This is a genomic window from Vescimonas coprocola (assembly GCF_018408575.1).
Classification (GTDB): Bacteria; Bacillota; Clostridia; order Oscillospirales; family Oscillospiraceae; genus Vescimonas; species Vescimonas coprocola.
In genome coordinates, this window is record NZ_AP023418.1 from 483972 (window position 1) to 510623 (window position 26652).

A 26652-nucleotide genomic window follows, 5' to 3' on the forward strand; every position below is an offset into this window, starting at 1 on the left:
ATCGAAAAAATCCGCAGGGCAAGAGTTGCCATTTCCCAGCAGAAGCCCCGATACCTGAAATGTCCCTATTGTCAGCATAATGCCATTGCTGTCTACGAGGACACGAGGGGTCATGTAGAATCCAAGTGCAAGAAATGCGGGCGGATCACAGTCTTTGATGTGCTGAATATGAGAAGACTGCGACCGCGTACCAAGTAAGAACCGGAGGACAAGCCTCTGTTCTAAAATAAAATATATGTCATAGCTGAGCTGTGGAGCCGCCTGATAGGTGAAGTCATCCTAATGCCGCATGAGACAGAGTTTAATTGCTCTGTTTTATCGGCATGGGATTCAAACCTCACCGTCATGCGGCTCTTTTTCTGTCTTCACCCTTCCCGCTGCTCCCGCGCAGCGGAAAGGATGAACAATGAAAATCCCTAAAACCCCTATCGCGTTCGATTACGACCTCTGGACTACGGAGGACGGCAAGTGCATGGTGCGCGTGAAACGAACCGGCGAAGTTTCCGAGGTTGACCGCAAGGTTATGAGAATCCTTCGCGCAGAGGAAAAGCGGATCAGACGCTCGTATGGCTCTGACAACACCTCTGAGGATGAGGACGGCGCAGAGAAAATTTCTGATACCGTGCTGTCCCTTGACGCTATGCCGGAGGACGATGTGAAGTCCGCTGCATGGCTGGCAGACTCCCGCGACTGCATGGAGGAACTGATCACCGCTCTCAAAGAGAAGGAGCTTCTTTCCATTCTGACCGGGAAGCAGCGCGAATTGTATCTTGCGATGACCCGTGAAGGACTGACTCTTCGAGAGTTTGCCCGAAGGAAAGGCATCGGCATCAGAGCTGCATTTGACCTCAAAGCAGCGGTGCAGAAAAAATTTCAAAGAATTTTTTGAGCGGTACTCAACAAACGGCAAAAAGATGTCCGTTGTAAAGTGAAAGGGTCAATCAGACCACTTCACTGCTCCTTGAAAACTGAATAGTTCAGTGCTGCGGATCTTTCCGCTTCTGCGAAGCAACACAGCTTCCGACGCCAAGACCTCCCGAAAGGGAGTGAGCGACCTCCGGAGAGCTATAACAGTCGTGTGGTGCGGCTGCTTGCGACGATGCAGATGCCGGGTATAATGATACTTCCGTCTTTTCTTTGAATGGGCGGCTCGGAGCGATCCTCGGAGGGGTGAGAGTCCCATGATACCGATTGACCATTGGTAGTCCGCAGCATTCCCGGAACTGCAAAGTTCTTCTGGCAGGGGCGCGAGCTGCAAATATGCCGGACAATGAAACAAACCCAAAAGAAACTTACTATATAGTTTCAGGATGAAAACTATGTGGCAGAGTGTCTTCACAAGATGCTCTGCCATATCCTTTTGTCCTGAATATTTCCACGAAACAGGAGGTGCTTAGAATATGATGGGCATTGAAACAATGAAAAGCGTCAGCCCGAAAACGGTTGACCGAAGCACACTCGTTCAGAGAAGCAGCATCCGGCTTGATCCTGCGGCACCGCGCGAGGACAGGCTGAGGGAGTTCATCAAGCAGATCAGAAATCCCTACTGTTATCTGGACGGGAAAACTGTGGTGAAGATCAGCTTCGCCGCGACGGACACGACAATGGAAGATTGTCTGGAACACTATCTGAGAGGTCTTTGATTTATGAACAGTCTGAATCTTTTCACCCGGTTCTATGGACAAGCGATTGAGCCTGTGGTATAATGAAATCGGTCAAAAAAAGAAGAATACGGATTAAGCCGCTTGCCTAGATGGTCATGTGGCGTTTTCGTGTTCCTCTCATAAGAGTTGAAGCAAGCCTTCGTCTTTCTGATTTGATGTACCACACCAAACAGAAAAACGGAGGTTATTTTTATGCCAGACAAGGTTTACCGCACGGCGATCTACTGCCGCCTGTCCCGTGAGGATGGAGACAAAGTAGAAAGCAACTCCATCGCCAGCCAGAGAGCCATCTGCGAGGACTACATTGCAAGGCACGATGATTTAGAGCTTGTCTGTGAGCCGTTTGTGGATGACGGTTACAGCGGCGTTTCCTTCAATCGTCCTCAGTTCAAAAAGCTGGAAGAGGCAATCCGCAAGGGTGCGCTTGACTGCATCGTGGTCAAGGATCTCAGCCGCTTCTCAAGAAACTACATCGACGGCGGACGCTACATTGAAAAGATTTTCCCGCAGCTCGGCATTCGCTTCATCGCAATCAATGATGCGTATGACAGTCTGACCGGTGATCCGCAGTCCGACTCCTTTGTTATCCCGTTCAAAAACCTGATTAACGATTCTTACTGCAAGGACATCTCCATGAAAATCCGAAGCAGTCTGGAAGTCAAGCAGAAGAGCGGTGAGTTCGTCGGCTCGTTCGCGCCTTACGGCTACATGAAATCGCTGGAGAACAAAAACCAGCTCATCGTGGATGAAGCGGTCAGCGAATATGTGCAGATGATCTTTTCCATGTACAAGGACGGCTTCTCCATCGGACGTATTGCAAAGCGTCTGAACCAGATGGGCGTCCTGTCCCCAATGGAATACAAGCATTCCGCCGGTGTGAAGTTTGATACCGTCTTCAAAACCAGCGATACCGCAAAATGGACATACAAAGCCGTCCAGCGTATTCTCACCAACGAGGTTTATATCGGCGTTCTGGCGCAAGGCAAGCGCGGCACTCCCAACTACAAAGTCCGCGTTGTGAAAAGCAAGGATGAATCCGAGTGGGTCAAGGTAGAAAATGCGCATGAAGCTCTTGTGTCCTACGAGGACTTCATGGCAGTCAAGGTCATGATGCAGCGGGATATGCGCTGTTCGCCCGATCAGGACGAAGCGCATCTGTTTTCCGGCTTCCTGTTCTGCGGAGACTGTCAGCAGCCAATGATCCGCAAGACCGTCCCGTCGAAGACGAAAAAGTATATCTACTACGTCTGCTCCACCAATAAGCACAGCCGGACGTGCAGCCCGCACAGCATCGCCGCAAAAGAGGTTGAAGAGAAGGTCTTCCGTGCTATTCATGACCAGATCGAGCTTGTCATCAATCTGGAACACGCGCTTGGAATGATTGAACGGCTTCCGTCTCAGAGCCGTAAGGCTTTCAATTACGAAGCCCAGATTGCAAAAATCGAGGAAGAGATTGAGCGGTATCAAAAGCTCAAGCTGGGTCTTTACGAGAACTTCATCGGCGGCGTCATTGATAAATCGGAATACTTCGAGTTCCGCAGTAGCTACACCAAAATCATTGAGGACAAACAGGAGGCACTTCTGCGGGTCAAAAAAGAAATGAAGCAGACGGTGACAACTGGCACGACCGAACGGAACTGGGTAACGCTTTTCAAGCAGTATGAAAACGTCGAAGAGCTGAACCGCCGTGTGCTGATGTCCCTTGTTGACCGCATTCTGATTCACGAAAACCATGCAATCGAAATCGTCTTCAAATACAGGGACGAATACCAGCAGACGCTTGAATACGTTCTCGGCTATGCCGATGAACTGGATATTGCCGTATAAAGGAGGGATGAGCAAATGGCAAGAAAAAGCAGAAAGCAAATTGCAGTCGAAGAGCCGGTTGTTGAATCTGTCTCTTCCGAGGTCTTCTCAACAGCCATCTATGCCCGTCTTTCCGTTGAAAACAGCGGCAAGTCCGAAAAGGTGGATGTCATCGCAAATCAGATTGAGATTTGCAAGTCCTACATTGCAGAGCGTCCCTACCTGAATCTGATAGATACCTATGTGGACAACGGACGAACGGGTACGGTTTTTGACAGACCGGAGTTCAACCGTCTGATGAACGACATCCGCACCGGCAGGATCAAGTGCCTTGTGGTTCGTGATCTCAGCCGGTTCGGGCGAGACTACATCGAGGCAGGAACCTATCTGGAACGGGTCTTTCCGCAGATCGGGCTTCGGTTTATCGCCATCAAGGAAAACTACGATAACTTTGATGCGGACGGCTCCGGCGAAAGCCTCATCATCCCTCTGCAAAACATGATCAACACCCTCTACTCGAAGGACATCTCCCGCAAGGTTTCTACTGCGCTCAAGGCACAGATGGAAAGTGGAGAGTTCAAGAAGCGCAATCTCCCGTATGGTTATCGCTGGGATGAAGAACACAGCAATATGGTCTTCGATGAGGAAACCGCACCGATTGTCCGGAAGATTTTCCAATGGAAGATTGAAGGGCTGTCCCTTCCTGCGATTGCAGATCGGCTTGATGCAATGAACGCGCCCAATCCGGAGTTTCAGAAGTATCAGGTTGGCGTCCGCACAGGCAATGCTACGGCGAAAAAGATTTGGAACAAGTCTTCACTCACTACCATTCTGGATAATCCCCACTACGTCGGAGATACCGTTCTCGGACGGACGCTGAACGCTATCTACAAGGGCGTCAAAAATCAGCATATCGACCGCGAGGAATGGATTGTTTTTCCCAATACTCACGAAGCGATTATCTCCCGTGAGGACTTCCAGAAGGTACGAGAAATGCGGAACGCTGCTGCAAGGACAAGGGTTGAGAAGATGGAGCGCACGGAAGAAATCCGCGCTACGTTGATCAATCTCTTTGAAGACAAAATCGTCTGCGCAGACTGCGGCAGGAAGCTCTATTTCCATCGCAAGCGCGTTGACAAGCGCAAGGACGGCGCATGGTACGCCTTCTATGAGTGCAGTTCATCCGTCAAGCGCGGCAATCTCTGTACGCCACACTATACGCGGCAGGACAAGCTCGAAGCCGATGTGCTTGCGGCGATCCAGCTTCAAGTCAAGGCGGCTCTCAATTACGACAAGCTGCTTGCCAAGCTGAGAAACAGCGAAGGCGAACGCAGCATCCGCGATCAGCAGAATGCGCTCATCACAAGCCTGAATCTGAAACTCAGCGGCATCTCCAAGAAGCGTACTCGGCTCTATGAGGACTTCACGGAAGGCATTCTCGATGAAGAGGAATACGCCTTTGCCAAGAAAGCCTACGATGAGCAGTATGTCGATCTTTCACGGCGGTTGGATGAAGCGGTTCAGCGGAAGGTAAAGTTTGCCGAGGCAATGTCCGAGGACAACAAGTGGCTAACGCTGATGAAATCCGTCAGCGGTGCAACGATGCTCTCTCAGGAGTTGGTTGACGAGTCCGTAGAGCTTGTGAAAGTCCATGAGGACGGCTCAATCGAGCTGGTCATGAAATACGGCGATATTTACGCTCTGACCGTTCAGAGTATCAAGGAAGTACAGGAGGCGATGTAAATGAGCAAGGAATACAACATCGGCATCTACATCCGCCTCTCAATGGCTGATGAAGATACCGGCTATGGCAGCAAGGCGGAAAGTGACAGCATCGGCAACCAACGTATGCTCATCAATCGCTTTCTTGACAATCATCCGGAGCTGTCTCACTGTCAGCGGTCTGAGTTTGCGGATGACGGTTATACCGGCACGAACTTTCACCGTCCTCAGTTCACGCAGATGATGGAGAAGGTCAAGCGCGGCGAGATTAACCTGATCTGCGTCAAAGACTTTTCCCGCTTTTCTCGTGACTACATTGAAACGGGAAACTATCTGGAATGCACTTTTCCATTCATGGGCGTCCGCTTTATTTCCATCAACGACGGCTATGACAGTGACGATTACAAAGGCACAACGGGCGGTCTGGAAGTGGTTATGCGCAGCATCATCTACGCCGCATACAGCAAAGACCTTTCCGTAAAGACCACATCGGCAAAAATCCAGATGATGAAGCAGGGCAAGTATGTCGGTGGCTACGCCCCATACGGCTACGTCCTGCATCCCACCATTCGGAACAAACTTGCCGTAGACCCGGAGGCGGCTGATGTGATCCGTCGTATTTTCCGCGAGGCGCTGGAAGGCAGCAACACCTCTCAGATCGCCCGCAGCCTGAATGATGACGGCATCCCGACGCCGGGGCAATACTTCAAGAGCAAGCATCCCGACAAGAAGAAGTTCAGTAACATGAGCGAGAAAATCAGTTGGGAAACCGTGATGGTCTATAACATCCTCAAAAACCTTGTTTACACCGGAACACTGGTCAGCCGCAAAATGAAGTCCTGCGGTGTCGGCTCAAAAAAGCGTGTTGTCAATGAGCCGATTATCGTAGAAGGAACGCATGAAGCTATTATCAGCAAGGAAGACTTTGAGCTTGCTCAGAAGGTCATTCGAGGCGGAGGACGGAATCCCACGCGCAAGCAGCATGACTATCCGCTCAAGGGACTCGTCCGCTGCGGTAACTGTAAACGTGCTATGACACGCCGAAAGAACAAGGCTGGCATTCGATACTTCCAGTGCATTCACTCGGTCAACAACGGAAACACAGACTGTCCGGTTGGCAGGAGCTTTCCGGAAATGGATATTGAGAAGGTCGTCTTCCATGCCCTTACTCAGTTTCTTGCTTTGGCACAGAAGGAAGCAATACAGAACCGCGAAGTCGGTGATCTGCGGAAATCTGCCATCAAGGAATGTGCTGATAAAATCCGCACTCTGCAAAAGCAGAACGAGCAGAACAAGGCGTCCAAGCTGAGGCTCTACGAGAAGTATGCAGCCGGAAGCATCACGAAGGAGGCGTACATTCAGCAGAAGGCGGCAGCGGATGTGAAGATTGCTGAAAACGATGGAGCAATCCAGCGCAGTCACGAGCGGATGAAGGAGCTTGACTCCGAGACCGCCTGTTCAGATGAAAAGCTGGATGCGGTCTGCGAACAGTACGCCGACTGCAAAGCTCTGACCTATGAGCTGACCCACGCATTCATTTCTGCGGTCTACATTTACGATCTTGACAACATAGAAATCGTCTGGAAGTTCAAGGACTTCCTCACTACATCAGAAGGAGAAGCCAAATGAAAGTATTTCTTTATATCCGCGTTGCCTGTGCGGATCAGCTTGCGGCAGCAGACCAGCGGGAAGAGCTGGAACGCTATGCGAAGGACAAAGGCTATGAGGTGGCTGCTGCTGTGGCGGCAGACGGCATCTCCGGCGTCCATACGGAAGGTATCATGAACTTCCTGCTGAACGAAGCCAAGCGTCAGGACATCGGTACGATCCTCACCCGCGACACCTCGCGAATCAGCCGGGACACTTCCTCTTTCATGAGGTTTGAGCGAAAGTTCCGGGAGAACGGCATCCGGTTCGAGTATCTGTCCAAGCCTGACAACGAGCTTCCGGTCACTCCGATGTTGGAGGCATTTGCGGCGGCGTATAAGAAGCGTCGCACAAAGAACGGCACAAGAGCGTAGAGAAAACGCAAGCCGTTCACGGGTGGTTGTCCACCTATGAACGGCTTGTAAATTCTCAAAATTTTTTTAGTCCCTACTTGACACAAGAAGACATGTCCCGATTGGGCCGTGAATACCTTCAGGTGGGTCAGTACACGGAACTCATCTTCCCAAGTTATGGTGTGCGCTTTATCGCCGTCAACGACGGCGTGGACAGCCTGTGCGAGTCCACCAACGACTTCACGCCCTTCCGGAATCTGATGAACGAGTTCTATGCCAAGGACTGCAGCAAAAAGGGACGCTCCGTGGTTCGTCTCAAGGCTGAGACTGGTGCCAGAGTCTCCTCCCGTCCCCGCTATGGGTATATGAAAGACCCGGCAGATCCCAAACGGCACATGGTGCCTGATCCTGAGACTGCTCCGGTGGTGCGTTACATCTTTGACCTCTGCGTTTCCGGAAAGGGTCCTGCCCAGATCGCAAAGCAGCTCAAGAAAGACAAAATTCCCACGCCTGGGTATTCCTACTACCAGAAGCATGGGGTGGAACTGACCGGAGTGGACATCACCCAGCCGTACAACTGGTCCACCAACACCGTCGCTGGCATTCTGGAGGATGAGACTTACCTGGGGCACACCATCAACCTGAAATCCACCACCCTGTCCTTCAAGAACAAGAAGCGCATTGAGCGTCCAGAGTCTGAGCAGCTCCGCTTTGAGAATACGCATGAGGCGCTTATTTCGCGACAGACCTGGGAGATCGTACAGGATATCCGCAAGCATAAGCGGCGCAGAGCCAACATGGCCGAGCAGAATATCTTCTCCGGGCTGGTCTATTGCCTGGACTGCGGCGGCACCATGGTACTGCACCGGGCGCACACCATGGATGCGGTGAAAAACAACTTCATGTGCTCCACCTATAAGAAAAAAGGTAAGGAGGTCTGCTCCGGTCATTACATCCGGGAACAGGAGCTCAGTGCCATCCTGCTGGATGATATCCGCCGTGTTACGCACTTCGCTCGTCAGAATGAGCTGCGGTTTGCGGAGCATATCCGCAAGAAGCAGGGCAAGGAGGCGCAGCAGGAGATTGCAGTGCTCCGGAAGAAGATCGACACCATGCAGAAGCGCCAGGCTGAGCTGACAAAGCTGTTCAAACGGCTCTACGAGGACAGCGTCCTTGGCCGTATCCCGGATGAGCAATACCGCATCCTCTCTCAGGAGTACACCACCGAGCAGAAAGAGATTCAAGAGCAGCTCCCCGCCATGGAAGTAAGGCTTCAGGAGCTGAAAGACTCCAGCACCAATATTGCCCGGTTCATTGAGAACGCCAAGCGGTACAAGGAGATCCCGGAGCTGACCGCTGAGATCTTGCGCATCTTCATCAAGCGAGTGGAGGTCGGAGAGCGTGCGGAGAAATACTCCCGCACAGCACCGCAGGAGGTGCGTATCTATTACCGCGACATTGGTCTGGTGGATGAACTGCCTCAGAGTATGACAGATTCCATGGCAGAAGAAATTCCAAACGAGGTTGCATGAGCAGAAAAGGGAGGCTGTGCCGAAACACAGCCTCCCTCCACAGGAACAAATATTAAGTTATGTGGGTAGGTTCATAAATTGTCCCTATGGAACGCCGGAGTATTGTCAAGGGCATTGACTATTCCCCCGTCAGTGTGGAGAAATCCCAAAAGGTCAACGAGGCCGCCATCGCAGAGGGACGCTGCGCCGTCCTGCAAGGCAGCGTGGCGGATATGATCTTTGCAGGCGACTGGTTCGATGCGGTAACGGCCTTTGAAACCGTCTATTTCTGGCCCGATCTGCCGCAGTGCTTCCGGGAGGTTTACCGGGTGCTGAAGCCCGGCGGGACATTACTCATCTGCAACGAGAGCAATGGCGATACGGACAAGGACGAAAAGTGGACGGCGATCATCGGCGGCATGACCATCTATAAGGACACCGAGCTGAAGGCGTATCTGGAGCAGGCGGGTTTTCACGGGGTGCAGATACACAAAAAGAAAAGCTGGCTCTGCATTACGGCGTGGAAATGAGGGGGCTAAATCATGAGCATTTTTGCATCCATCCTGCGCACGGCGTATAAGCTCTCCGGCGCGAAAAAGGCGTTCGCCTTGCCGGAGGATGCACTGCGAAAGGAAATTGAAAAGCAGAACCGGCATCGTGGCGTTTTTACGCCCACCGACCACAAAGCACATTATGAGACGATCACAGTGGGCGGCTTTCCCTGCCTGATCGTGCGAGAAAACTCGAAGCCGTCCGAGCGCGCGATTCTCTATTTCTTCGGCGGCGGTATGGTGATCGGTCCCGATAAGGGCGACCTGCCTGTGATGCGTAAGCTGTGCTGCGAGACAGGCTGTGACGTGTGGTTCCCGTTTTATCCGCTGTGTATGCTGCCGACAAAGAAAAAACCCTGGATGAGGGGGAGCAGCAATACGCCGTCACCGGAATTGGCTGCAGGGCGGAGTCTGCCGCAGGGGAGATGGCTGCCGTGCAGAGGCGCTTCGGCAAAGCCGGCGGCAATGTGGCCTACCACGCTTACCAGTCCTTCAAGACCGGTGAGGTCACGGCGGAGGAATGCCATCGCATCGGCGTGGAGACGGCGCGGCAGCTTTGGGGGAACGACCGGCAGGTGCTTGTTGCCACCCACTTCAACACCGGCACTTATCACAACCACTTTGTTGTGAATCCGGTGAATATGTGGACGGGCAAAAAGCTGGAGGCAAAATACGAGGTCTACTACAAGCTGCGGGATATGTCCGACCGTATCTGCAAGGAGCATGGCCTGTCGGTGGTGAAAAATCCCCAGCGGCACAAAACAGCGCGGTCGGTCTACTTCGCCGAAAAGAACGGCGAGCCCACCCGCTACAACCTCATGCGGCGGGCACTGGACGAGGCGCTGACGATATCGAGCAGCTGGACGGAGCTGAGTGCCGTGCTGCGGAAGAAGGGCTATGTGTTCGTGTGCGATCCCTACCGCAGGTACGCCACCATCCGTTCTTTAAGCGCTAAAAAGTGTATGCGCACCTTCCGGCTGGGAGCCGAATATGACAAGGAGGCGCTGCAGGACAGGCTGCTGGAGAACCAGTGGGACATCCGTGTGACCCGGCGCTATTTTGAATTCATGAGGCCCTACACACGGGAATATGCCAGGAAAAATCCGCCGACGGAAAAATATTACCGGCAGCGGGATTTCTATCTGCATTTGCCCCGTGTCACCGGGTATTTGAGCTTCTTCCGCTGTGTGGCAATCGTGCTGGGCGTTGCGCCGCTGTACGAAAAGGAGTATCGGCAGCCCCTGTCGGCAGAGTGCCGGGAGGCTTGCCGCAAGCTAGATCGCTTCACCGCTGAGATAACGCTGGTGTGTCGGGAGCATTTGGACACGCCGGAGGATGTGCAGAGGTTTCTTGCACGAATGGACAAGGAGATGGATGCAATAACCGCTGCACGCAGCAAAATCCGCAATAAGCAGCGAGGCTGCGCCGATCCTGCGGAGAGGGTCGAGCTGAAAAAGTCCTGCGCCGCCTGCACCGCAGAGCTTTCCCGGCTTCGGAAGCAAAAGCAAACCGCCTATAACATGATTGAGGATAACCCAAAGCTGAAAGCCCTCTTGGCGTGTGAATTGGACGCGTGGATGGAAAACGACCCCTACCTCTCCCTGCGGGAGAAGCAGGTGCTGCGAAATCAGCGACCGTCCCAAGAGGACAAGACGATTATACGATGAAAGGAAGAATTCGATGAAGAACGACCGATCGATTGATTTGGGGCTGACCGGGTATGAGGAGCTTTTTATGAGCACGGAGGAACGGCTCGATGCGAAAAAGCCAAAGGTAGAGGCAATCCCGCTGGCTGACCTCACACCCTTTCAAAATCACCCCTTCCAGGTGAAGGAGGACGAGGAAATGGCGCAGCTCATGCGGAGCATTGCCGATGCCGGCGTACTCTCTCCGGCGGGAGGCAGTATTTTATGGGATCAGAATGCGACCTTCATAAACAGGGCAACGCAGCACAGGATAACAGCCAGCGGAACATAAAGGTACCGGCCGATGCCATACCACAGGCGGCCGTGGGTCTTCCCGCTGCCGGTATTGATGGCCGAAAGCAGCTCGTCCTTTTTCATTACATAGAACCAGGAAACAGCGCCCAGCGTAGCGCCGATGGGGATGATATAGATGGAAACAAGATCCATCCACGGCCCCCATTGGGAGATGGTCTCCATACCGATGCCGAAGCCAAGGCACAGTACGGCCAGGATGATGAGGGTAGCGGTGCGGCTCAGCCGGGGGAACCGGTTCTGGAGCGATTCCGCCACGGCCTCGAACATGTTTTGCAGCGAGCTGACCCCGGCAAAGATCATGGCGATATACAGGATAACGGCAAACAGCTGACCTAGGGGAATATCCTGCAAAATGGTGGGCAGCGTGACAAACAGCAGGCTGGGTCCCGCGCCTACATCCAGCCCGTAGGAAAAGCAGGCCGGGATGATGACCAGCGCGGCCACCACCGCAGCGATGGTATCAAACAGGGCGGTATGCTGTGCCACTCCCACCACATCCTCCTGCGGAGAGAGATAAGCCCCGTAGACGATCATGCCGCTGCCGGTGACCGAAAGCGAGAAAAACGCCTGCCCCATGGCCCAGATCCAGATCATGGGGTCTGTCAGGGCCTCCCACCGCGGAGTAAACATAAACCGATATCCCTCCGCAGCGCCGGGCAGGAAAAATACCCGTACCGCCAGCACCAGGAAGATGAGGAAAAACAGCGGCATCATGATCTTATTGGTCTTTTCTATGCTGTGGGCCCCCAGAAACAGCGTAAGCAGGGTGCCCACCACTACGATGATGTGATAAGGCACCACCGAATAGGGCTGCGCCGAAAAAGAGGCAAACCAGGCGGCGGTATCGGCGGTCATCAGGGTGCCGGTCAGGGAATCCACCAGCGCTTTCAGCACATAGGTAACAATAACGGCATACCCGATAGCGATGCACAGGGAGCCCACCAGCGGCAGCCAGCCCAGCACACCGCCCACCTTCCCGGCTGTTTCTCCACGGGTGGCCCAGGCATTGCGGTAGGCCCCCAGGGTGCCGGTGGCCGCCCGCCGCCCCATGGCGAATTCCGCCGGAAGGCCGACATAGCTGAAGATAAAGACAAACAGCAGGTAGATCAGCAGGAAAGCCCCGCCGCCATTACTGCCCAGTTTGTTTGGGAAACCCCATACATTGGCCATTCCTACCGCCGAACCGACCGAGGCCAGAATGAAGCCCCACCGGCTGGCAAAGCTCCGTGTGCTTTTTTGATGTTTCATTTCATTTTCTCCGTTTCCATAAAACAAGCCGTGCCTTGCGGCCGGCTTGCTGCTCCCTGCTATTTTAGCGCTTTATATCGAAAGAGTCAACACAGCCCCGCCCGGTATTCCAAATATCCGCAAAAATATGCTTGACAAATTAAGGAGGACAACACCATGCAGGAATTGCAGATCGGCAGAGTTTACCGCCACTTTAAGGGCGATTATTACCTGGTGGAGGGCCTGGCGCACGATTCGGAAAGCGGCGTGCCCTGTGTCATCTACCGCAAGCTGTACGGGGATGGCGGCCTGTGGGTCCGCCCGCTGGAGATGTTCCTTAGCCGGGTAGACCGGGAAAAATACCCGGAGGTCCGCCAGGAATACCGCTTCCAGCTGCAGGAGATCGCCAGTGTGGCGCATCACGGGGAGTGAGGCTGTCCCATGGAGTGTGAAAAGATTCACTGGGTGCTGTGCCCGGCCTGCTGGGGCAAAACCCGCACCTAGATCCGGGAGGATACCATACCGGAAAATTTCCCGCTGTTCTGCCCCAAGTGTAAACAGACCTTCCTGGTGGCAGCCCACAGTGGAAAAATAGAATACAGAGCAATCATGCCAGACGCAGAGACGCAGAGCCGAACTTGATTCCATTCCAGGTTTGCTCTGCGTTTTTGCGTCGAAGGAAAGGAGACAGAACCCCTATGAAAGAAATTACCGTACGCCTGCTGCTGGCTGCGGCAGTGCTTATGCATGATATCCCGGCACGGAGGCGCTGCTGTGGCTGGAGATTATCCGCAGCTTGGTGGAAAAGACTACCTTTTCCTCTTACACGCAGATGGTAAAGGGGAAGATTGCGCCGTATTTCCGAAACACCGGACTGACGCTGGACGGAATCCAAGCCAAGCACATTCAGAGCTTTTATCTGCATGAGCTGAAAACCGTGTCGTCCGGTACGGTGATCCACTATCACGCCAATATCCACAAGGCACTGAAATACGCCGTCAAAATGGACCTGATTCCCTTCAACCCCGCCGACAAGGTGGAGCGCCCCAAGAAGCAGCGGTACATTGCAGACTATTACCGGCAGGAGGAGCTGGAGAGGCTGCTGGAAGCGTCCAAGGATCATCCGTACTCCCTGCTGATTCAGATGACCGCCTTTTACGGCCTGCGCCGCAGCGAGGCGCTGGGGCTGAAATGGGACGCCATCGACTTTGAGCGGGACACCATCACCATTAAGCACATTGTAACCAACGCAAAGATAGACGGCAAATGTGAAATCGTCTGCGCCGACCGTGCCAAGACGAAATCCAGCCTGCGCTCCCTGCCGCTGGTCAGCAACATCCGGGAAAAGCTGCTGGCGCTGAGGGAGCAGCAAAAGGAGAATCGGCGCGTATGCGGAAATTGCTACAGCAAAAAGTATGACGGCTATGTTTTTGTGGATGCCATGGGCAATATCTTCAACCCCAGAAGCGTTACCGCCAATTTCAGCAAGCTGCTGGAGCAGAACGGCCTGCGGCACATTCGCTTTCACGACCTCAGACACAGCTGCGCCTCACTGCTTTTGGCGAACGATGTGCCTCTGAAGCAAATTCAGGAGTGGCTGGGCCACAGCGATATTGGCACGACGGCGAATATTTACAGCCATTTGGATTACAAGTCCAAGATCACCTCGGCAAATGTAATGGACAATCTCCTGACTCTGCCGGACACAAGGCAGACCGGCTGGCACACCTGAGCTCTTGCCGAAAATCATGTACGCCGATGTGACCTTGAGAGAAAAGAAAAGCCCAGTCATATGGGCAAAAGCCTTGATATGACTGGGTTTTTGGCGGAGAGTTAGGGATTCGAACCCTAGGTTCCTTTTGGGAACACGACATTTCGAGTGTCGCACCTTCGACCTCTCGGACAACTCTCCGTATATCTCAAGTGTAATCCCTGCTCCGGAAGAATGCAAGAAAAACACGCAAGAACAATATGAAATTGTGAAATCCGAACCCGCACAAAGCCCTGTACGGTGGACATTTTCAGCGGACGAAACGGCCGGAGCTTCCAAAAATTTCGAGTGCGGACCCTTCAACCGCTTGGGTACATCTCCGTATATTTCCGTCTGCTTTTAACTCGCAAAATCTTTTGGAGAGAAAAGCAGGAGAGAAAACATAAAAGTATTCGATTTGAAATTTTGAAAACCGGGAATTAACAGGGGTTTTCGAGGGGACGAAAAGGACAGACCCGCTGGGAATTTCGAGCCGTTCTCGTTATGACCACTTCGATGCCGCTGCGTATGAAAGCTTCGACCTAACTATCATACCACAAATTTTCCCGCCGTGCAACAGGTATTGCCGCATATTTTTCTCCGCCGCCGCATGAGATGATAGGGAGGAGGGAATCGCTATGAAACCGAAGATCTATCTCTATGGGACAAGCGGCCAATACGGCAACTATCTGGCAGCACTGACGGAGCCGGGAGCGGAGCCGGTGCTGAGCCGGGACCTGTTCCGGGCTTGCGGCTGCGACGGGCTGCTGTTGCCCGGCGGCGGGGACATCGGGGTCACGCTGGAGGCCACGGACAGCTTTCTTATCCGGTCCTTTGCCGACAGCGGCCGCCCCATTCTGGGCATCTGCCGGGGGATGCAGGCACTGAACGTCTTTTTCGGCGGCACGCTCCACGCCCGCATCCCCGGACATCAGCAGGCGCAGGGGGATCTGATCCACCCCACGCGGGCCAGAGGACTGCTTTCGCAGCTGCTGGGGCCGGCCCCGCTGGTAAACAGCAACCACCATCAGGCGGTGCGGGTGCTGGGGGAGGAACTGTGCCTTTTGCAACAGGCGGCCGACGGCACCATCGAGGGCTTCTGCCATGAGACGCTGCCCATTTTGGGCGTGCAATGGCACCCGGAGCGCCAGAGCGGCGCCCGCCTGCGGGCGGATGCGGTGGATGCCGGGCCGCTGCTGCGGTATTTTGTGGGCCAATGCAGTTGCAAATCTGCGTCAGGACTGGTACACTGTGGGAAAAGGGGGGAGGCTGATGAAAGCCATCACACGGGAACTGAATCTGGAGCTGGGACGGCCCACGGCGGATGAAGCCCTACGACGGCTGGAGGCAGAGCTGGAAGCGGCCCGCCATATGAACACGCCGCTGCTGAAGCTGATCCACGGGTACGGCTCCTCTGGCAAGGGCGGGCGCATCCGTACGGCCAGCCGAAAGTATCTGCTGGCCCAGCAGGAGAAGGGGCGCATCGCCGCTGTGGTGCCGGGGGAACGGTTTACCATCTTCGATGAGACCACCCGCCGGGCCTTGCAGCAGTATCCCCATCTGCGGCAGGACCGGGATCTGGAGCGGGAGAACATGGGCGTGACCTTCGTGTTTATGCGCCGCTTCTGAGGAAAAAACGCTATACCACATATATTTAATACGGAGGAATGGATCATGGAACGTACCTATGCAGAATACGCCGCCCGGCAGGCCATGGAGCTGCTGGCCATCGATAGCCCCACGGGCTTCACGGCCCGTGCGGCAGATTGGGTGCAGCGGGCCTTTGAAGAGCTGGGCTATACCGCCCGGCGCACCGCCAAGGGCGGCGTGCTGGTGGATCTGGGCGGCCGGGGCGAGGGCCTGCTGCTGGAGGCTCACGCCGACACGCTGGGCGGCATGGTGGCGGAGGTGAAGAATAGTGGCCGCCTGCGCCTGACGCCCTTGGGCGGGATGCGGGCGGAAAACGGCGAGGCGGAGAATGTCCGGGTCTATACCCGTGGCGGGCGGGTGCTGGAGGGAACCTTCCAGCTGTGCAACGCCTCCATCCACGTCAACGGCCAGTACGGCGACACCAAGCGCACCTTCGACAGCTGCGAGGTGGTGCTGGACGAGGACGTGAAGTCCGCCGAGGAGACCCGCACGCTGGGGGTCGAGGTGGGGGATGTGGTGTGCTTCGAGCCCCGCACCCGCCTCACCGCCTCCGGCTATATCAAGAGCCGCTTTCTGGACGACAAGCTGTCGGTGGGCATCCTGCTGGGTCTGGCCAAGTACCTTAAGGATACAGGCACGGTCCCCCAGCGCCATGTGTACCTCCATGTGACGGTGTACGAGGAGGTGGGCCACGGCGGCGCCGCCAACGTCCCGCAGGGAGTGACGGAGGCCATCAGCGTGGATATGGGCTGCGTGGGCGAGGGGCTGCAATGCACCGAGCGGCAGGTATCCATCTGCGCCAAGGACTCCGGCGGCCCGTACAGCTATGAGGTGGTGGGCAAGCTCATTGATGCCGCCCGCCGCACCGGGGCGGACTATGCGGTGGACGTGTACCCCTACTACGGCTCCGATGTGGAGGCGACCCTGTCGGCAGGCCACGACCTGCGCCACGGGCTCATCGGCGCCGGGGTCTACGCCAGCCACGGCTATGAGCGCAGCCATGTGGACGGCGTGTGGAACACCCTGAAGGTGCTGGCGGGCTATCTGGAGGCGGACGGTGTCCGGTAACGCCTTCCCGCCCCGGCCCCACCTTACCACCCCACGCCTGACGCTGAATGCCCTGACCCCGGCAGACTGCGGAGACTATGCCGCCCTGTGCCGGGATACCCGGCGCAACCGCTGGTGGGGCTACGACTACCGGGAGGAGCAGCCCCATCCCCCGGAGGAGTGGTTCCTGCAGGCGTCGGAGGAGGACTACGCCGCCGGGCGGGAGCTGGGCCTTGCGGTGCGGCTCCGGGGCCGGTGCATCGGGGAGGTGGTGTTCACCCACTTCGACGGCCGCGGCACGGCGGAGCTGGGCTGCCGCATCGCTGCCGCCTATGCCGGCCACGGCTACGGCACCGAGGCATTTGCCGCCGCTCTGGCGTGGGGCCTGAAGGGCTGGGATCTGCGGCGGGTGACGGCCAAATGCTTCCGGGAGAATCATCCCTCCCGGCATATGCTGGCCGCCTGTATGGACCCCGCCGGTGAGGACGAGACGTACCTCTATTTTGAGAAATGTATACAAAATGAGAATGATATGCATATGGATATTCTATCAGAATGAAAAAATATATAATTAGATAAAAGTGTTGACAAATATAGACGAGATGTGATATGCTCCGAGTACACCAATAAAACTATGGGGGCATCTACCGTTGTGAACCTGTGAGAGTAAGGAGAAACCTATGACAAACAAAAGCGCACTTGGTTTGGGCCTCATTATAACTGCTGTCTATACATTGGGACTGGGAGCGGACCTCATAATTTATATCGGGTATGCATTTGTACTGATAGGACTGCTTATCCTGCTGTTGGAGGCCATTAAAGAGTAACAGCATTACATGAAGACGGATCGGAGAACGCTCACCTCGTGAGGTGGGCGCTCTCCTTTTGCATATTCCCCGGCAGAAATTCCCATACTACCTCCAAACGCAAGGCGGAGGAGACGGCATGAAACGGGTGAAGGATGCATTTGACGAAAGGGCGGCGGCGCTGGACGGCCTGCTGGGGGTGGGGCGCAGCTTCGACATGATCGGGCGGACCCTGCGGATCGGCGGCCGCCGAGCCAGGCTATGGGTGGTCAACGGCTACGCCGACGACACGGTGCTGGAGCGGGCTATCTCCGCATGGCTGCCCATCCCGTCGCTGGAGGACGTAGGGACATTGCAGGCCTTTGCCGACCGCTACGTCAGCGTCTGCGACGCAACGGTGGAGACGGACCGGCTGAAGGCGGTGACGTCGGTATTCGCCGGCAAGACCCTGCTCATCATCGACGGCTTTTCCGGCGGCGTGGTGCTGGATGCCAAGCAGTTCCCCCTGCGCTCCGTGGAGGAGCCGGATACCAGCAAGGTGCTGCGGGGCAGCCACGACGGCTTCGGGGAGAGCGTCATGAAGAACGCCGCCCTGCTGCGCCGCCGCATCCGGGACTCGCAGCTGACGCTGGAGTCTTTGCAGGTGGGGACCCGCTCCCGGACGGACGTGGTGCTGTGTTACATGGAAAACCGGGTGGACCGGAAGCTGCTGGATCAGCTGCGAAAAAAGCTGGAGGCCATGGATGTGGGCTCCACCGCCATGAGCCAGGAGAGCGTGGCGGAGGCCATCGCCCCACCCCAATGGTGGAATCCCTTCCCCAAGACCCGCTATACCGAGCGGCCGGACGTGGCGGCGGCCTCGGTGCTGGAGGGGGATATTCTGCTGATGATCGACAACACCCCGGCGGTGATGCTGCTGCCGTGCAGTCTGTTCCGGTTTCTGGAGGAGGTCAACGACTACTATTTCCCGCCGCTGGTGGGGACGTATCTGCGGATCGTCCGGGTCATCGTGCTGCTTCTTACACTATTCGTGACGCCGCTGTGGTATCTGCTGGTGAAGTCGCCGGATACCCTTCGCCAGAGCCTGCACTTTCTCCTGATCGAGGACGAGTACTATGTGCCGCTGATCCTGCAGCTGCTGCTGGTGGAGTTCATTATCGACGTGCTGAAGCTGGCCTCCCTCAACACCCCGGATGTGCTCAGCAACTCCTTCAGTATGCTGGGTGCGCTGATCTTAGGGGACTTTGCGGTGCAGGCCCGATGGCTGGTACCGGAGGTGCTGGTATATATGGCCTTCGTGGCCATCGCCAACTACGCCCAGCACAGCTATGAGATGGGCTACGCCGTGAAGCTGTGCCGCATGGTCCTGCTGCTGCTCATCTGGCTGTTTGACTGGTGGGGATTCATCGGCGGTATTCTGGGGATTCTGGCCCTCATCGCCAGTACCCGTCCCCTCATCGGAAAAGGGTACCTCTATCCCCTGATCCCCTTCAACGGCAAGGACCTGTGGGCCCTGCTGCATCACCGCCCCATTGACCGGAATAACAGCTGAGGGTTGCAAAATTTCCAAAAACAAGGCCGTCCCACTTGTCAGCGGGGCGGCTTTGTGCTATTCTTAGCATGGTTTTTTGTATAAAGACGCATTTCTGCGGAGAGAGGAGAGAAGATCGTGGCGCAGCTGCGGGAGAAGCGCCTGTTCCTGCTGGATATGGACGGCACCATCTATCTGGATGAGCAGCTCTTCGACGGCGTGCCGGAGTTTCTGCGATACGTCCGGCGCATAGGGGGACGGTATCTGTTCCTCACCAACAACTCCTCCCGTGGCGTGGAGGGGTACATAGAAAAGATGCACCGGCTGGGTATTGACACCTGCCGGGAGGATTATCTGACCTCCGTGGACGCTACTATCCGCTATCTGCGGGTGAGTCTGCCGGGAAAGACCTGCTATGTGGCGGGAACTGTGTCCTTTATGGACCAGCTGGCGCAGACGGGCATCCCTGTGACCCGTGACCGGGAGCAGGCGGAGGTGCTGCTGTGCGGCTTCGACACGGAGCTGACCTTTCAGAAGCTGGAGGACGCCTGCATCCTGCTGAACCGGGGCGTCCCCTTCATCGCCACCAATCCGGACTGGGTCTGCCCTACATGGTACGGCTCCGTGCCGGACTGCGGCAGTGTGTGCCGGATGCTCACCACCGCCACCGGGCGGGAGCCCACCTTCATCGGCAAGCCCCAGCCGGAGATGGCGAGGCTGGCCATGGAGCGGACGGGCTTTTCCACGGAGCAGACGGTGCTGCTGGGGGACCGGCTCTATACCGACATCGCCTGCGGCGTTAACGCAGGCATTGATACCGTGTTCGTCCTGTCTGGCGAAGGCACGCAGGCGGATATCGCCGCCTATCAGATCCACCCCACCTGGGTGTATCCCGACATCGGTACCCTGTACCGGGAACTGGAGGAGACTGTATGAAACTCAACTACAAGCGGATCATTCTGGTGGGCTTTGCCTTCTTCCTGATCCAGGCCTTCTGGCAGGCGTATGACAATACCATCCCCATGATCCTCACCAACAAGTTCGGCATGAGTCAGGCATGGTCCGGCGCCATTATGGCGCTGGATAACGTGCTGGCCCTGTTCATGCTGCCGCTGTTCGGCGCCATCTCCGACAAGCACCACAGCAAGTGGGGCCGCCGGACGCCCTTCATCGTGGTGGGTACCCTCATTGCCGCCGTGATGCTCATTGCCCTGTCTTTCGTGGATAACGCCCAGCTGCACCACATCTCCGATGTGGCCGCCATCGATGACCCGGCGGCGCTGGAGACCATCTACGACCGGGAGGCGGATGAGACGCTGCTGACCCCCGGCGGCCAGAAGTTCGTGCTCAGCCGCCAGTTCACCAAGGAGGAGTTCACCCAGATCCGCAGCCAGATCACTGTGGACGGTGCCGCCGTCACCAACCCCGACTACACCAACTACGTGATGCCGGCCCGGCAGGCCTGCGCTTGGGACGCCACCGCCAAAAGCCCAGTGACGCTGGTGTTTTTTATCGCTCTGCTGCTGGTGATCCTGGTGTCCATGGCGGTGTTCCGCTCCCCGGCGGTGGCGCTGATGCCGGATGTGACCTTAAAGCCCCTGCGTTCCAAGGCCAATGCCGTCATCAACCTCATGGGCTCCGCCGGCGGGATCCTGGTGCTGGTGCTGGGCATGGTGTTCGCCACCTCTGCCGTTCGCAACTCCCTGATGAGTTATACCGGCTACTTCGCCGTCATTGCCGCCATCATGCTGGCGGCGCTGGTGGTGTTCATGCTGACGGTGCGGGAGAATGAGTGGGCCGCCGAGATGCAGCAGCAGTCGGTGGAGCTGGGGCTGGAGGATAAGGAGGAGGCCGCCACCGGCGAACGGAAGCTGTCGGTGGACGAGGTGAAGTCCCTGATCTTCCTGCTGCTGTCCATCGTGCTGTGGTTCTTCGGCTACAACGCCGTGACCAGCAAATACTCCGTCTACGCCAGCAATATCCTCCACAAGGATTATAACCTGACCCTGATCATCGCTCAGGCGGCGGCTATCATCTCCTACCTGCCGGTGGGCTTCATCGCCTCCAAGGTGGGCCGGAAAAAGACCATTCTGGCGGGCGTCGTCATGCTGACCGCTGCCTTTACCACTGCCTCCTTCATGAGCGCCGAGAGTCCCACCATGCTCATGAACGCCATGTTCGCTCTGGCGGGTATCGCATGGGCCACCATCAACGTCAACTCCTTTCCCATGGTGGTGGAGATGTGCTCCGGCGGCAACGTGGGTAAGTACACCGGCTTTTACTACACCGCCTCCATGGCGGCGCAGGTGGCCACGCCCATGCTCTCCGGCCTGCTGATGGACCGCATGGGGATGCACGTGCTGTTCCCCTATGCCGCCGTGTTCACGGCGCTGGCCTTTGTGACCATGCTGTTCGTCCGCCACGGCGACAGCAAGCCTGAGGCAAAGCGGGGGCTGGAAGCTCTGGATGAAATGGAGGACTGACGCCAAATGCCTGTTGTCATTGTACTGCTGGTACTGATCATTCTGGCGGAGCTGTTTCTGCTGATGCTGCGCTGCCGCCGGGAGCATCCCGGCTGGAAGCTGCTGCGGCAGTACCGCTACGCCCACCGGGGCTACCACGACAAGCCCCATATTCCGGAAAACTCCATGGCGGCCTTCCGCCGTGCCATTGAACACGGCTACGGTGCTGAGCTGGACGTCCATCTGATGAAGGACGGCCGCTTGGCGGTGATCCACGACGCCAGTCTCAAGCGCACCGCCGGAGCGGACGTTCTGGTGGAGGACCTGACGGCGGAGGAGCTGAAGCAGTACCATCTGGAGGGGACGCAGGAGCAGATCCCCCTTCTGGAGGAGGTGCTGCCCCTGTTTCAGGGGAAAACGCCCCTCATCATCGAGCTGAAGGCGGAGCGGGGCAACCATGCCCAGCTGGCGGAGGCCACCTGCGCCATGTTGGACTGGTTCCGGGTGAATTACTGCATCGAGTCCTTCGACCCCCGGTGCATCCTGTGGCTGAAAAAGCATCGGCCCCTGATCATCCGGGGCCAGCTGTCGGAGCAGTTCCTGCGCCACGGGGAGTCCGGCGGCGGACACGGAAGGCTTACCATGTGGCTGCTGGGGAATCTGCTGACCAACGTGGCCACCCAGCCGGATTTCATCGCCTATCGGTTCTCCGACCGGGAGAATCTGTGCCTGCGGCTGTGCCATAAAGTATATCATGTACAGGAGGTCAACTGGACCATCCGAGCGAAGGAAGAAATGGAAGCTGCGGAGCAGGCGGGGAACCTCGTCATCTTCGAGTGCTTCGATCCGGAGGTGTAAGCCATGCGAGTCATCACAGGAACGGCCAGAGGTCGGCGGCTCAAGGAGCTGCAGGGGATGGAGACCCGTCCCACCACCGACAAGGTCAAGGAGAGCCTGTTCTCCATCATCCAATTTGACATCGAGGGCCGCCGGGTGCTGGATCTCTTTGCCGGCACCGGCCAGCTGGGCATCGAGGCCCTGAGCCGTGGAGCAGCGGAGGCAGTGTTCGTGGACCGGCGTCCGGATGCCGTGCGTCTGGTGCAGGAGAATCTGGCCCTGTGCGGCTTTACCGATCGGGCCAGAGTGAAGTCCGGGGATGCGCTGGCGTATCTCAAAAGCGGGGAGAAGTTCGACCTGATCTTTCTGGATCCGCCCTACGCCGCCGACCTGCTGGAGCAGGCCCTTACCGCCATCGCTTCGTTTGACATTTGCCGGGAGCATGGTATAATTGTGGCGGAGAGCGCCGCCGATAAGGTGCTGCCGGAGCTTCCGGCGCCCTATCGCCTGTATCGGGAATACCGCTACGGAAAGATCAGACTGTCGGTGTATCACCGCAGTGGAAACGAGGACGAGGCCACATGAAAACAGCCATCTATCCCGGCAGCTTTGACCCCATCACGCTGGGACATCTGGATATCATCCGCCGCAGCGCCCCCTGCTTCGACCGGCTCTTTGTCTGTGTCATGGTGAACTGCGACAAAAAGCCCATGTTCTCCCCGGAGCAGCGGCTGGAGCTGATTCGCCGCTCGGTGGCGGACCTGCCCAATGTGGAGGCGGAGCTTTACAGCGGCCTGCTGGCGGATTACGCCCGGCAGAAGGGAGCGGGCATTCTGGTGAAGGGCGTCCGCAACACCACGGATTTTGATTTGGAGTATCAACAGGCGGCCATCAACCGGGGCATCTGTCCGGAGCTGGAGACGCTGCTGCTGCCGGCCAGTCCGGCCTATCAGCACTTCAGCAGCACTATGGTGCGGGAGATGATCCGGTACGGACAGCCTTTGGAGAAATATGTTCCCGCCCCGGTGGCGGAGGAACTGAAAGGGAGGTAAACCTTATGGAAGAGAAGGATGTGCAGCGACTGCTGGATATGCTTTACAGCATGATCGACGAGGCCAAGAGTGCGGCCTTCAGCTCGGATAAGTGCGTCATCAGCCGTGATGAGGCGCTGGATCTGCTGGACGATATCCGGGCCAAGCTGCCGCTGGAGATCAAGAAGGCGCAGGAGCTGGTGCGGGCGCGGGAGGAGTATGTGTCCTCCGCCAAGAAGGAAGTGGAGAAGATGCTGCGTCAGGCGGAGCTGGACGCCAAGGTCATCGTCTCCGAGAGCGAGACCCTGCAGCAGGCCCGCCGCAAGAGTTCCGAGATCATTCGTCGGGCCGAGGAACGCAGCAAGGAGCTGTACCACGTGGCCAACACCTACACCGAGGACGCTCTGCGCCGGACGGAGGAGGCCATTCAGGCGGCGCTGGACGAGGTGAAGGAGTCCCGTGTCCGGTTCCGGGCCACCTCCAACGAGCAGATGCAGGCCAATCAGGAGAAGCTGCGGGAGCGGAGATCCGCCTCGGAGCAACCCCAGAGCGACGAGAATGCTTGACGAAATTTTCGGCTGATTTTTGTGCAATTTTATTGAAAAACAACATAACGCAAGAAGGGACGGGTGAGAGCTTGTCCCTTCTGTCGTTTGCGGAAGAAAACGGGCGAATATCTTGTAGTAATAAAAAACGGCGGGTACTATATATAGTACCCGCCGTTTTTGCCTCTTTCGGCACTGAAACGAATGTTCTGGAAAACGGAGAAAATGATGGAAATAATGAAAAAAACCACGGGTTTTACTTACAAAAGCCGGGAAAATGGTACTTGCAATCGGCGGAGAAATCCTGTATACTCAACGTAGCGGTGGGGAATTATGGTGCGTTTACCCATGATTGTGGTGCAAAAGCCCACAAAGTGGAGGGCCATTCCCTAAAGTGGGGCAGCTGCCCACAACGCTGAGATTTGCCGAAAAAGTTGCGGGAAAGGGGTGAAACAGGCATGACGGGCCAGTATTTTCACAATATTGATACCAAGGGACGCCTGTTTATCCCTGCCAAGCTGCGGGAGCAGCTGGGAGATACCCTCCACGTGACGGTGGGGCAGGACGGCTGCCTGTCCGTTTATTCCGACACCGAGTGGGAGAAGTTCCAGCAAAAGCTGGACGAGCGCAACTTTACCGACGTGAAAAAGCTCCGGCTGATGTTTGCATACATGGCGGACTGCGAGCCGGATGCACAGGGCCGCATCCTCATCCCCAACCACCTGCGTCAGCGGGCGAAGCTGGAAAAGGAAGTGGTGGTGGCCGGTATCTTCAACCGTGTGGAGATCTGGAACGCACAGCGCTGGGCCAAGCTGGAGGAGGAGGCCTTTTCCTCCGGTTCACTGGAGCAGGCGATGGAAGAAATGGGGCTGTAAGAGATGGCGTTTGACCGCAATGCCGAGGCCGATCAGGCCTACGGCCACAAGCCGGTGCTGCTGGACGAGTGTCTGGAGGCGCTGGCCATCCGCCCCGACGGCGTCTACCTGGACGGCACACTGGGCCGGGCCGGTCACTCACTGGAGATCCTCCGCCGACTGACGGCAGGGGGAAGGCTCATCGGTCTGGACCGGGACGGGACGGCGCTGGAGGCCGCCCGTGTCCGTTTGGCGGAGTACGCCGACCGGGTGACGCTGATCCACAGCAACTTCAGCCGTCTGGCGGAGGTGCTGGACGACCTGCACATCGACGCCGTGGACGGGATGCTCTTTGACTTGGGCGTCTCCTCCCCACAGCTGGATGATGCAGAGCGTGGTTTTTCCTATATGCACGACGCCCCGCTGGATATGCGGATGGACCGCACGGCGGGTCTGACGGCACGGGACGTGGTCAACGGCTGGAGTTATGAGGAGCTGCGGCGCATCCTGTTTGAATACGGCGAGGAACGCTATGCCCCCGCCATCGCCCGGCACATCCTGGAGCGCCGGGAAAAGGCGCCCATCGAGACTACGGGGCAGCTGGTGGAGGTGATCCGCTCCGCCATGCCTCCGGCGGCGCTGCGGGAGAAACAGCACCCCGCCAAGCGGAGCTTTCAGGCCATCCGCATCGCTGTCAACGGCGAGCTGGAGGAGCTGCCGCCCATGCTGCGTGCAGCGGCGCAGCGGCTGCATCCCGGCGGGCGGCTGGCGGTGATCTCCTTCCACTCGCTGGAGGACCGCATCATTAAGAAAACCATGCAGGAGTTGGCCACCGGCTGCACCTGCCCGCCGAATTTCCCGGTGTGCGTCTGCGGCAAGAAGCCACAGATGAAGCTGGTGAGCCGCAAGCCCATCGTGGCCACGGAGGCGGAGCTGACCTACAATCCCCGTGCACGGAGCGCCAAGCTGCGGGTGGCGGAGAAGCTATAAACGAGAGAACGGGGGCCTGTCCCCCTGACCATACAGAGGATACGGAAAGGAGCTGCCGTCATGGCACAACAGAGGAGACGACCCAACACAATGGTATATGGGAATCTGGCCTACGATCTGGATACACTGGCCAGCCAGCGGCAGCTGGAGGAGGCAGCCCGCCCGGAGCGGAAGTCCCAGCCCCAGCAGGCGCCCCGCCACCGGACGGCGGCCCGTCCCCGGCAGCGGGTGTCCCCCTTGGCCCTGTGTGCCGTGGGTGCGCTGGCAGCCATGGCGGTGGTGCTGGTCATGGGCTACATCCAGCTGACGGCGGTCACCGGATCCATCAGCGACCTGCAGGAGCAGGTCAGCCAGCTGGAGGATCAGCGGGTGAGTCTGGTGATGGACTATGAGCGCACCTTCGATATGGCCAAGATCAAGGAGGCCGCCGAGGCGGCGGGCATGAAGAAGCCCACCGCCGGACAGGTGGAATACGTGGAGCTGGGCGGCGGCAGCAAGGCAGAGGTCTATCAGGCCGAGAGCGACAGCCTGCTGAGCCGGCTGACCCACAGCGTGAAAAGCGGCATCGGGGCTCTGGTGGAATATTTCCGCTGAGCGACGCCATATAGTGGACCATACGCAAGGAGTAAGAAGGTGACTTCTTGCTCCTTGCCTGACATTGCGGCGGC

At 57.0% G+C, this 26652-nt stretch carries 29 protein-coding genes and 1 tRNA gene; 28 read left to right on the plus strand and 2 right to left on the minus strand.

Annotated features, from left to right (window positions below):
• Positions 1 to 406: 406 nt before the first annotated feature.
• The 10 genes from KJS28_RS02440 (at position 407) to KJS28_RS02485 (ending at position 11231) form a co-directional block, all read left to right on the plus strand.
• Complete coding sequence (locus tag KJS28_RS02440) at positions 407 to 889, plus strand: hypothetical protein (RefSeq protein WP_008816140.1); 483 nt, start codon at positions 407 to 409, stop codon at positions 887 to 889.
• Between the two features lie 511 nt (positions 890 to 1400).
• Positions 1401 to 1643, plus strand: coding sequence for a DUF6870 family protein (locus KJS28_RS02445; protein WP_008816138.1), 243 nt, complete (start codon positions 1401 to 1403; stop codon positions 1641 to 1643).
• Positions 1644 to 1856: 213 nt separating this feature from the next.
• Positions 1857 to 3491 carry a recombinase family protein gene (locus KJS28_RS02450; RefSeq protein WP_213541585.1) on the plus strand — a complete coding sequence of 545 codons (1635 nt, stop codon included), beginning with the start codon at positions 1857 to 1859 and terminating at the stop codon, positions 3489 to 3491.
• 15 nt (positions 3492 to 3506) lie between these two features.
• The gene (locus tag KJS28_RS02455) at positions 3507 to 5213 is read left to right on the plus strand and encodes a recombinase family protein (protein WP_008816136.1); all 1707 of its coding nucleotides are present in this window, start codon (positions 3507 to 3509) and stop codon (positions 5211 to 5213) included.
• Complete coding sequence (locus tag KJS28_RS02460; protein ID WP_213541586.1) at positions 5214 to 6821, plus strand: recombinase family protein; 1608 nt, start codon at positions 5214 to 5216, stop codon at positions 6819 to 6821. It begins immediately after the preceding gene.
• Positions 6818 to 7213 (plus strand): recombinase family protein, encoded by a 396-nt coding sequence (locus KJS28_RS02465; protein ID WP_050618475.1) that lies wholly within the window; start codon positions 6818 to 6820, stop codon positions 7211 to 7213. Before KJS28_RS02460 ends, KJS28_RS02465 begins: the two co-directional genes overlap by 4 nt.
• A 101-nt stretch (positions 7214 to 7314) precedes the next feature.
• A complete protein-coding gene (locus tag KJS28_RS02470) occupies positions 7315 to 8724 on the plus strand; it encodes a recombinase family protein (RefSeq protein WP_228298422.1) in 1410 nt (469 codons plus the stop codon).
• Between the two features lie 86 nt (positions 8725 to 8810).
• The gene (locus KJS28_RS02475; protein WP_228298423.1) at positions 8811 to 9233 is read left to right on the plus strand and encodes a class I SAM-dependent methyltransferase; all 423 of its coding nucleotides are present in this window, start codon (positions 8811 to 8813) and stop codon (positions 9231 to 9233) included.
• A gap of 329 nt (positions 9234 to 9562) precedes the next feature.
• Positions 9563 to 10921, plus strand: a complete 1359-nt coding sequence (locus KJS28_RS02480; protein ID WP_213541588.1) for a relaxase/mobilization nuclease domain-containing protein — start codon at positions 9563 to 9565, stop codon at positions 10919 to 10921.
• A gap of 13 nt (positions 10922 to 10934) precedes the next feature.
• Positions 10935 to 11231: a ParB N-terminal domain-containing protein gene (locus tag KJS28_RS02485; RefSeq protein ID WP_213541589.1), complete on the plus strand. Its 297-nt coding sequence runs from the start codon at positions 10935 to 10937 to the stop codon at positions 11229 to 11231.
• Here KJS28_RS02485 and KJS28_RS02490 read toward each other — a convergent pair.
• The gene (locus KJS28_RS02490; protein WP_213541590.1) at positions 11171 to 12502 is read right to left on the minus strand and encodes a sodium-dependent transporter; all 1332 of its coding nucleotides are present in this window, start codon (positions 12500 to 12502) and stop codon (positions 11171 to 11173) included. The two genes, KJS28_RS02485 and KJS28_RS02490, sit on opposite strands and share 61 nt — an antisense overlap.
• A 156-nt stretch (positions 12503 to 12658) precedes the next feature.
• Between KJS28_RS02490 and KJS28_RS02495 the strand changes: the two genes are divergently transcribed.
• The 3 genes from KJS28_RS02495 (at position 12659) to KJS28_RS02505 (ending at position 14213) form a co-directional block, all read left to right on the plus strand.
• Positions 12659 to 12913: a DUF1653 domain-containing protein gene (locus KJS28_RS02495; RefSeq protein ID WP_177288864.1), complete on the plus strand. Its 255-nt coding sequence runs from the start codon at positions 12659 to 12661 to the stop codon at positions 12911 to 12913.
• A gap of 72 nt (positions 12914 to 12985) precedes the next feature.
• Positions 12986 to 13123, plus strand: a complete 138-nt coding sequence (locus tag KJS28_RS02500; protein WP_228298454.1) for a cysteine-rich KTR domain-containing protein — start codon at positions 12986 to 12988, stop codon at positions 13121 to 13123.
• Positions 13124 to 13280: 157 nt separating this feature from the next.
• Complete coding sequence (locus KJS28_RS02505) at positions 13281 to 14213, plus strand: site-specific integrase (RefSeq protein WP_229365630.1); 933 nt, start codon at positions 13281 to 13283, stop codon at positions 14211 to 14213.
• Between the two features lie 91 nt (positions 14214 to 14304).
• On the opposite strand, the gene KJS28_RS02510 is transcribed toward KJS28_RS02505, so the two are convergent.
• Positions 14305 to 14393, minus strand: a tRNA-Ser gene (locus tag KJS28_RS02510).
• A gap of 476 nt (positions 14394 to 14869) precedes the next feature.
• Between KJS28_RS02510 and KJS28_RS02515 the strand changes: the two genes are divergently transcribed.
• From KJS28_RS02515 to KJS28_RS02585, 15 genes are all read left to right on the plus strand, one after another.
• Positions 14870 to 15559 carry a gamma-glutamyl-gamma-aminobutyrate hydrolase family protein gene (locus tag KJS28_RS02515; protein ID WP_213541591.1) on the plus strand — a complete coding sequence of 230 codons (690 nt, stop codon included), beginning with the start codon at positions 14870 to 14872 and terminating at the stop codon, positions 15557 to 15559.
• Positions 15504 to 15860 carry a Smr/MutS family protein gene (locus KJS28_RS02520; protein ID WP_213541592.1) on the plus strand — a complete coding sequence of 119 codons (357 nt, stop codon included), beginning with the start codon at positions 15504 to 15506 and terminating at the stop codon, positions 15858 to 15860. The genes KJS28_RS02515 and KJS28_RS02520 overlap by 56 nt, the downstream gene beginning before the upstream one ends.
• 45 nt (positions 15861 to 15905) lie before the next feature.
• On the plus strand, positions 15906 to 16949 hold the full coding sequence (locus KJS28_RS02525) for a M42 family metallopeptidase (RefSeq protein ID WP_213541593.1): 1044 nt from the start codon (positions 15906 to 15908) through the stop codon (positions 16947 to 16949).
• The gene (locus KJS28_RS02530; protein WP_213541594.1) at positions 16939 to 17487 is read left to right on the plus strand and encodes a GNAT family N-acetyltransferase; all 549 of its coding nucleotides are present in this window, start codon (positions 16939 to 16941) and stop codon (positions 17485 to 17487) included. The genes KJS28_RS02525 and KJS28_RS02530 overlap by 11 nt, the downstream gene beginning before the upstream one ends.
• A gap of 386 nt (positions 17488 to 17873) precedes the next feature.
• Entirely contained in the window at positions 17874 to 19286 is a 1413-nt protein-coding gene (locus KJS28_RS02535; protein WP_213541595.1) for a spore germination protein, read from the plus strand.
• A 117-nt stretch (positions 19287 to 19403) separates the two neighbouring features.
• Positions 19404 to 20201: an HAD-IIA family hydrolase gene (locus tag KJS28_RS02540; RefSeq protein ID WP_213541596.1), complete on the plus strand. Its 798-nt coding sequence runs from the start codon at positions 19404 to 19406 to the stop codon at positions 20199 to 20201.
• Entirely contained in the window at positions 20198 to 21748 is a 1551-nt protein-coding gene (locus KJS28_RS02545; protein WP_213541597.1) for an MFS transporter, read from the plus strand. Before KJS28_RS02540 ends, KJS28_RS02545 begins: the two co-directional genes overlap by 4 nt.
• A gap of 6 nt (positions 21749 to 21754) precedes the next feature.
• Positions 21755 to 22585 (plus strand): glycerophosphodiester phosphodiesterase family protein, encoded by an 831-nt coding sequence (locus KJS28_RS02550; protein WP_213541598.1) that lies wholly within the window; start codon positions 21755 to 21757, stop codon positions 22583 to 22585.
• Positions 22586 to 22588: 3 nt separating this feature from the next.
• Entirely contained in the window at positions 22589 to 23149 is a 561-nt protein-coding gene (gene rsmD / locus KJS28_RS02555; protein ID WP_021858016.1) for a 16S rRNA (guanine(966)-N(2))-methyltransferase RsmD, read from the plus strand.
• Positions 23146 to 23616 (plus strand): pantetheine-phosphate adenylyltransferase, encoded by a 471-nt coding sequence (coaD, locus tag KJS28_RS02560; RefSeq protein WP_213541599.1) that lies wholly within the window; start codon positions 23146 to 23148, stop codon positions 23614 to 23616. The genes rsmD and coaD overlap by 4 nt, the downstream gene beginning before the upstream one ends.
• A gap of 5 nt (positions 23617 to 23621) precedes the next feature.
• Positions 23622 to 24161: a hypothetical protein gene (locus KJS28_RS02565; RefSeq protein WP_213541600.1), complete on the plus strand. Its 540-nt coding sequence runs from the start codon at positions 23622 to 23624 to the stop codon at positions 24159 to 24161.
• Entirely contained in the window at positions 24158 to 24559 is a 402-nt protein-coding gene (locus tag KJS28_RS02570; protein WP_213541601.1) for a hypothetical protein, read from the plus strand. The genes KJS28_RS02565 and KJS28_RS02570 overlap by 4 nt, the downstream gene beginning before the upstream one ends.
• Positions 24560 to 24598: 39 nt before the next feature.
• Positions 24599 to 25015, plus strand: a complete 417-nt coding sequence (gene mraZ, locus KJS28_RS02575; RefSeq protein ID WP_213541602.1) for a division/cell wall cluster transcriptional repressor MraZ — start codon at positions 24599 to 24601, stop codon at positions 25013 to 25015.
• Between the two features lie 3 nt (positions 25016 to 25018).
• On the plus strand, positions 25019 to 25984 hold the full coding sequence (gene rsmH, locus KJS28_RS02580) for a 16S rRNA (cytosine(1402)-N(4))-methyltransferase RsmH (protein ID WP_213541603.1): 966 nt from the start codon (positions 25019 to 25021) through the stop codon (positions 25982 to 25984).
• Between the two features lie 60 nt (positions 25985 to 26044).
• A complete protein-coding gene (locus KJS28_RS02585) occupies positions 26045 to 26578 on the plus strand; it encodes a hypothetical protein (RefSeq protein WP_213541604.1) in 534 nt (177 codons plus the stop codon).
• The last annotated feature ends 74 nt before the right edge of the window (positions 26579 to 26652 follow it).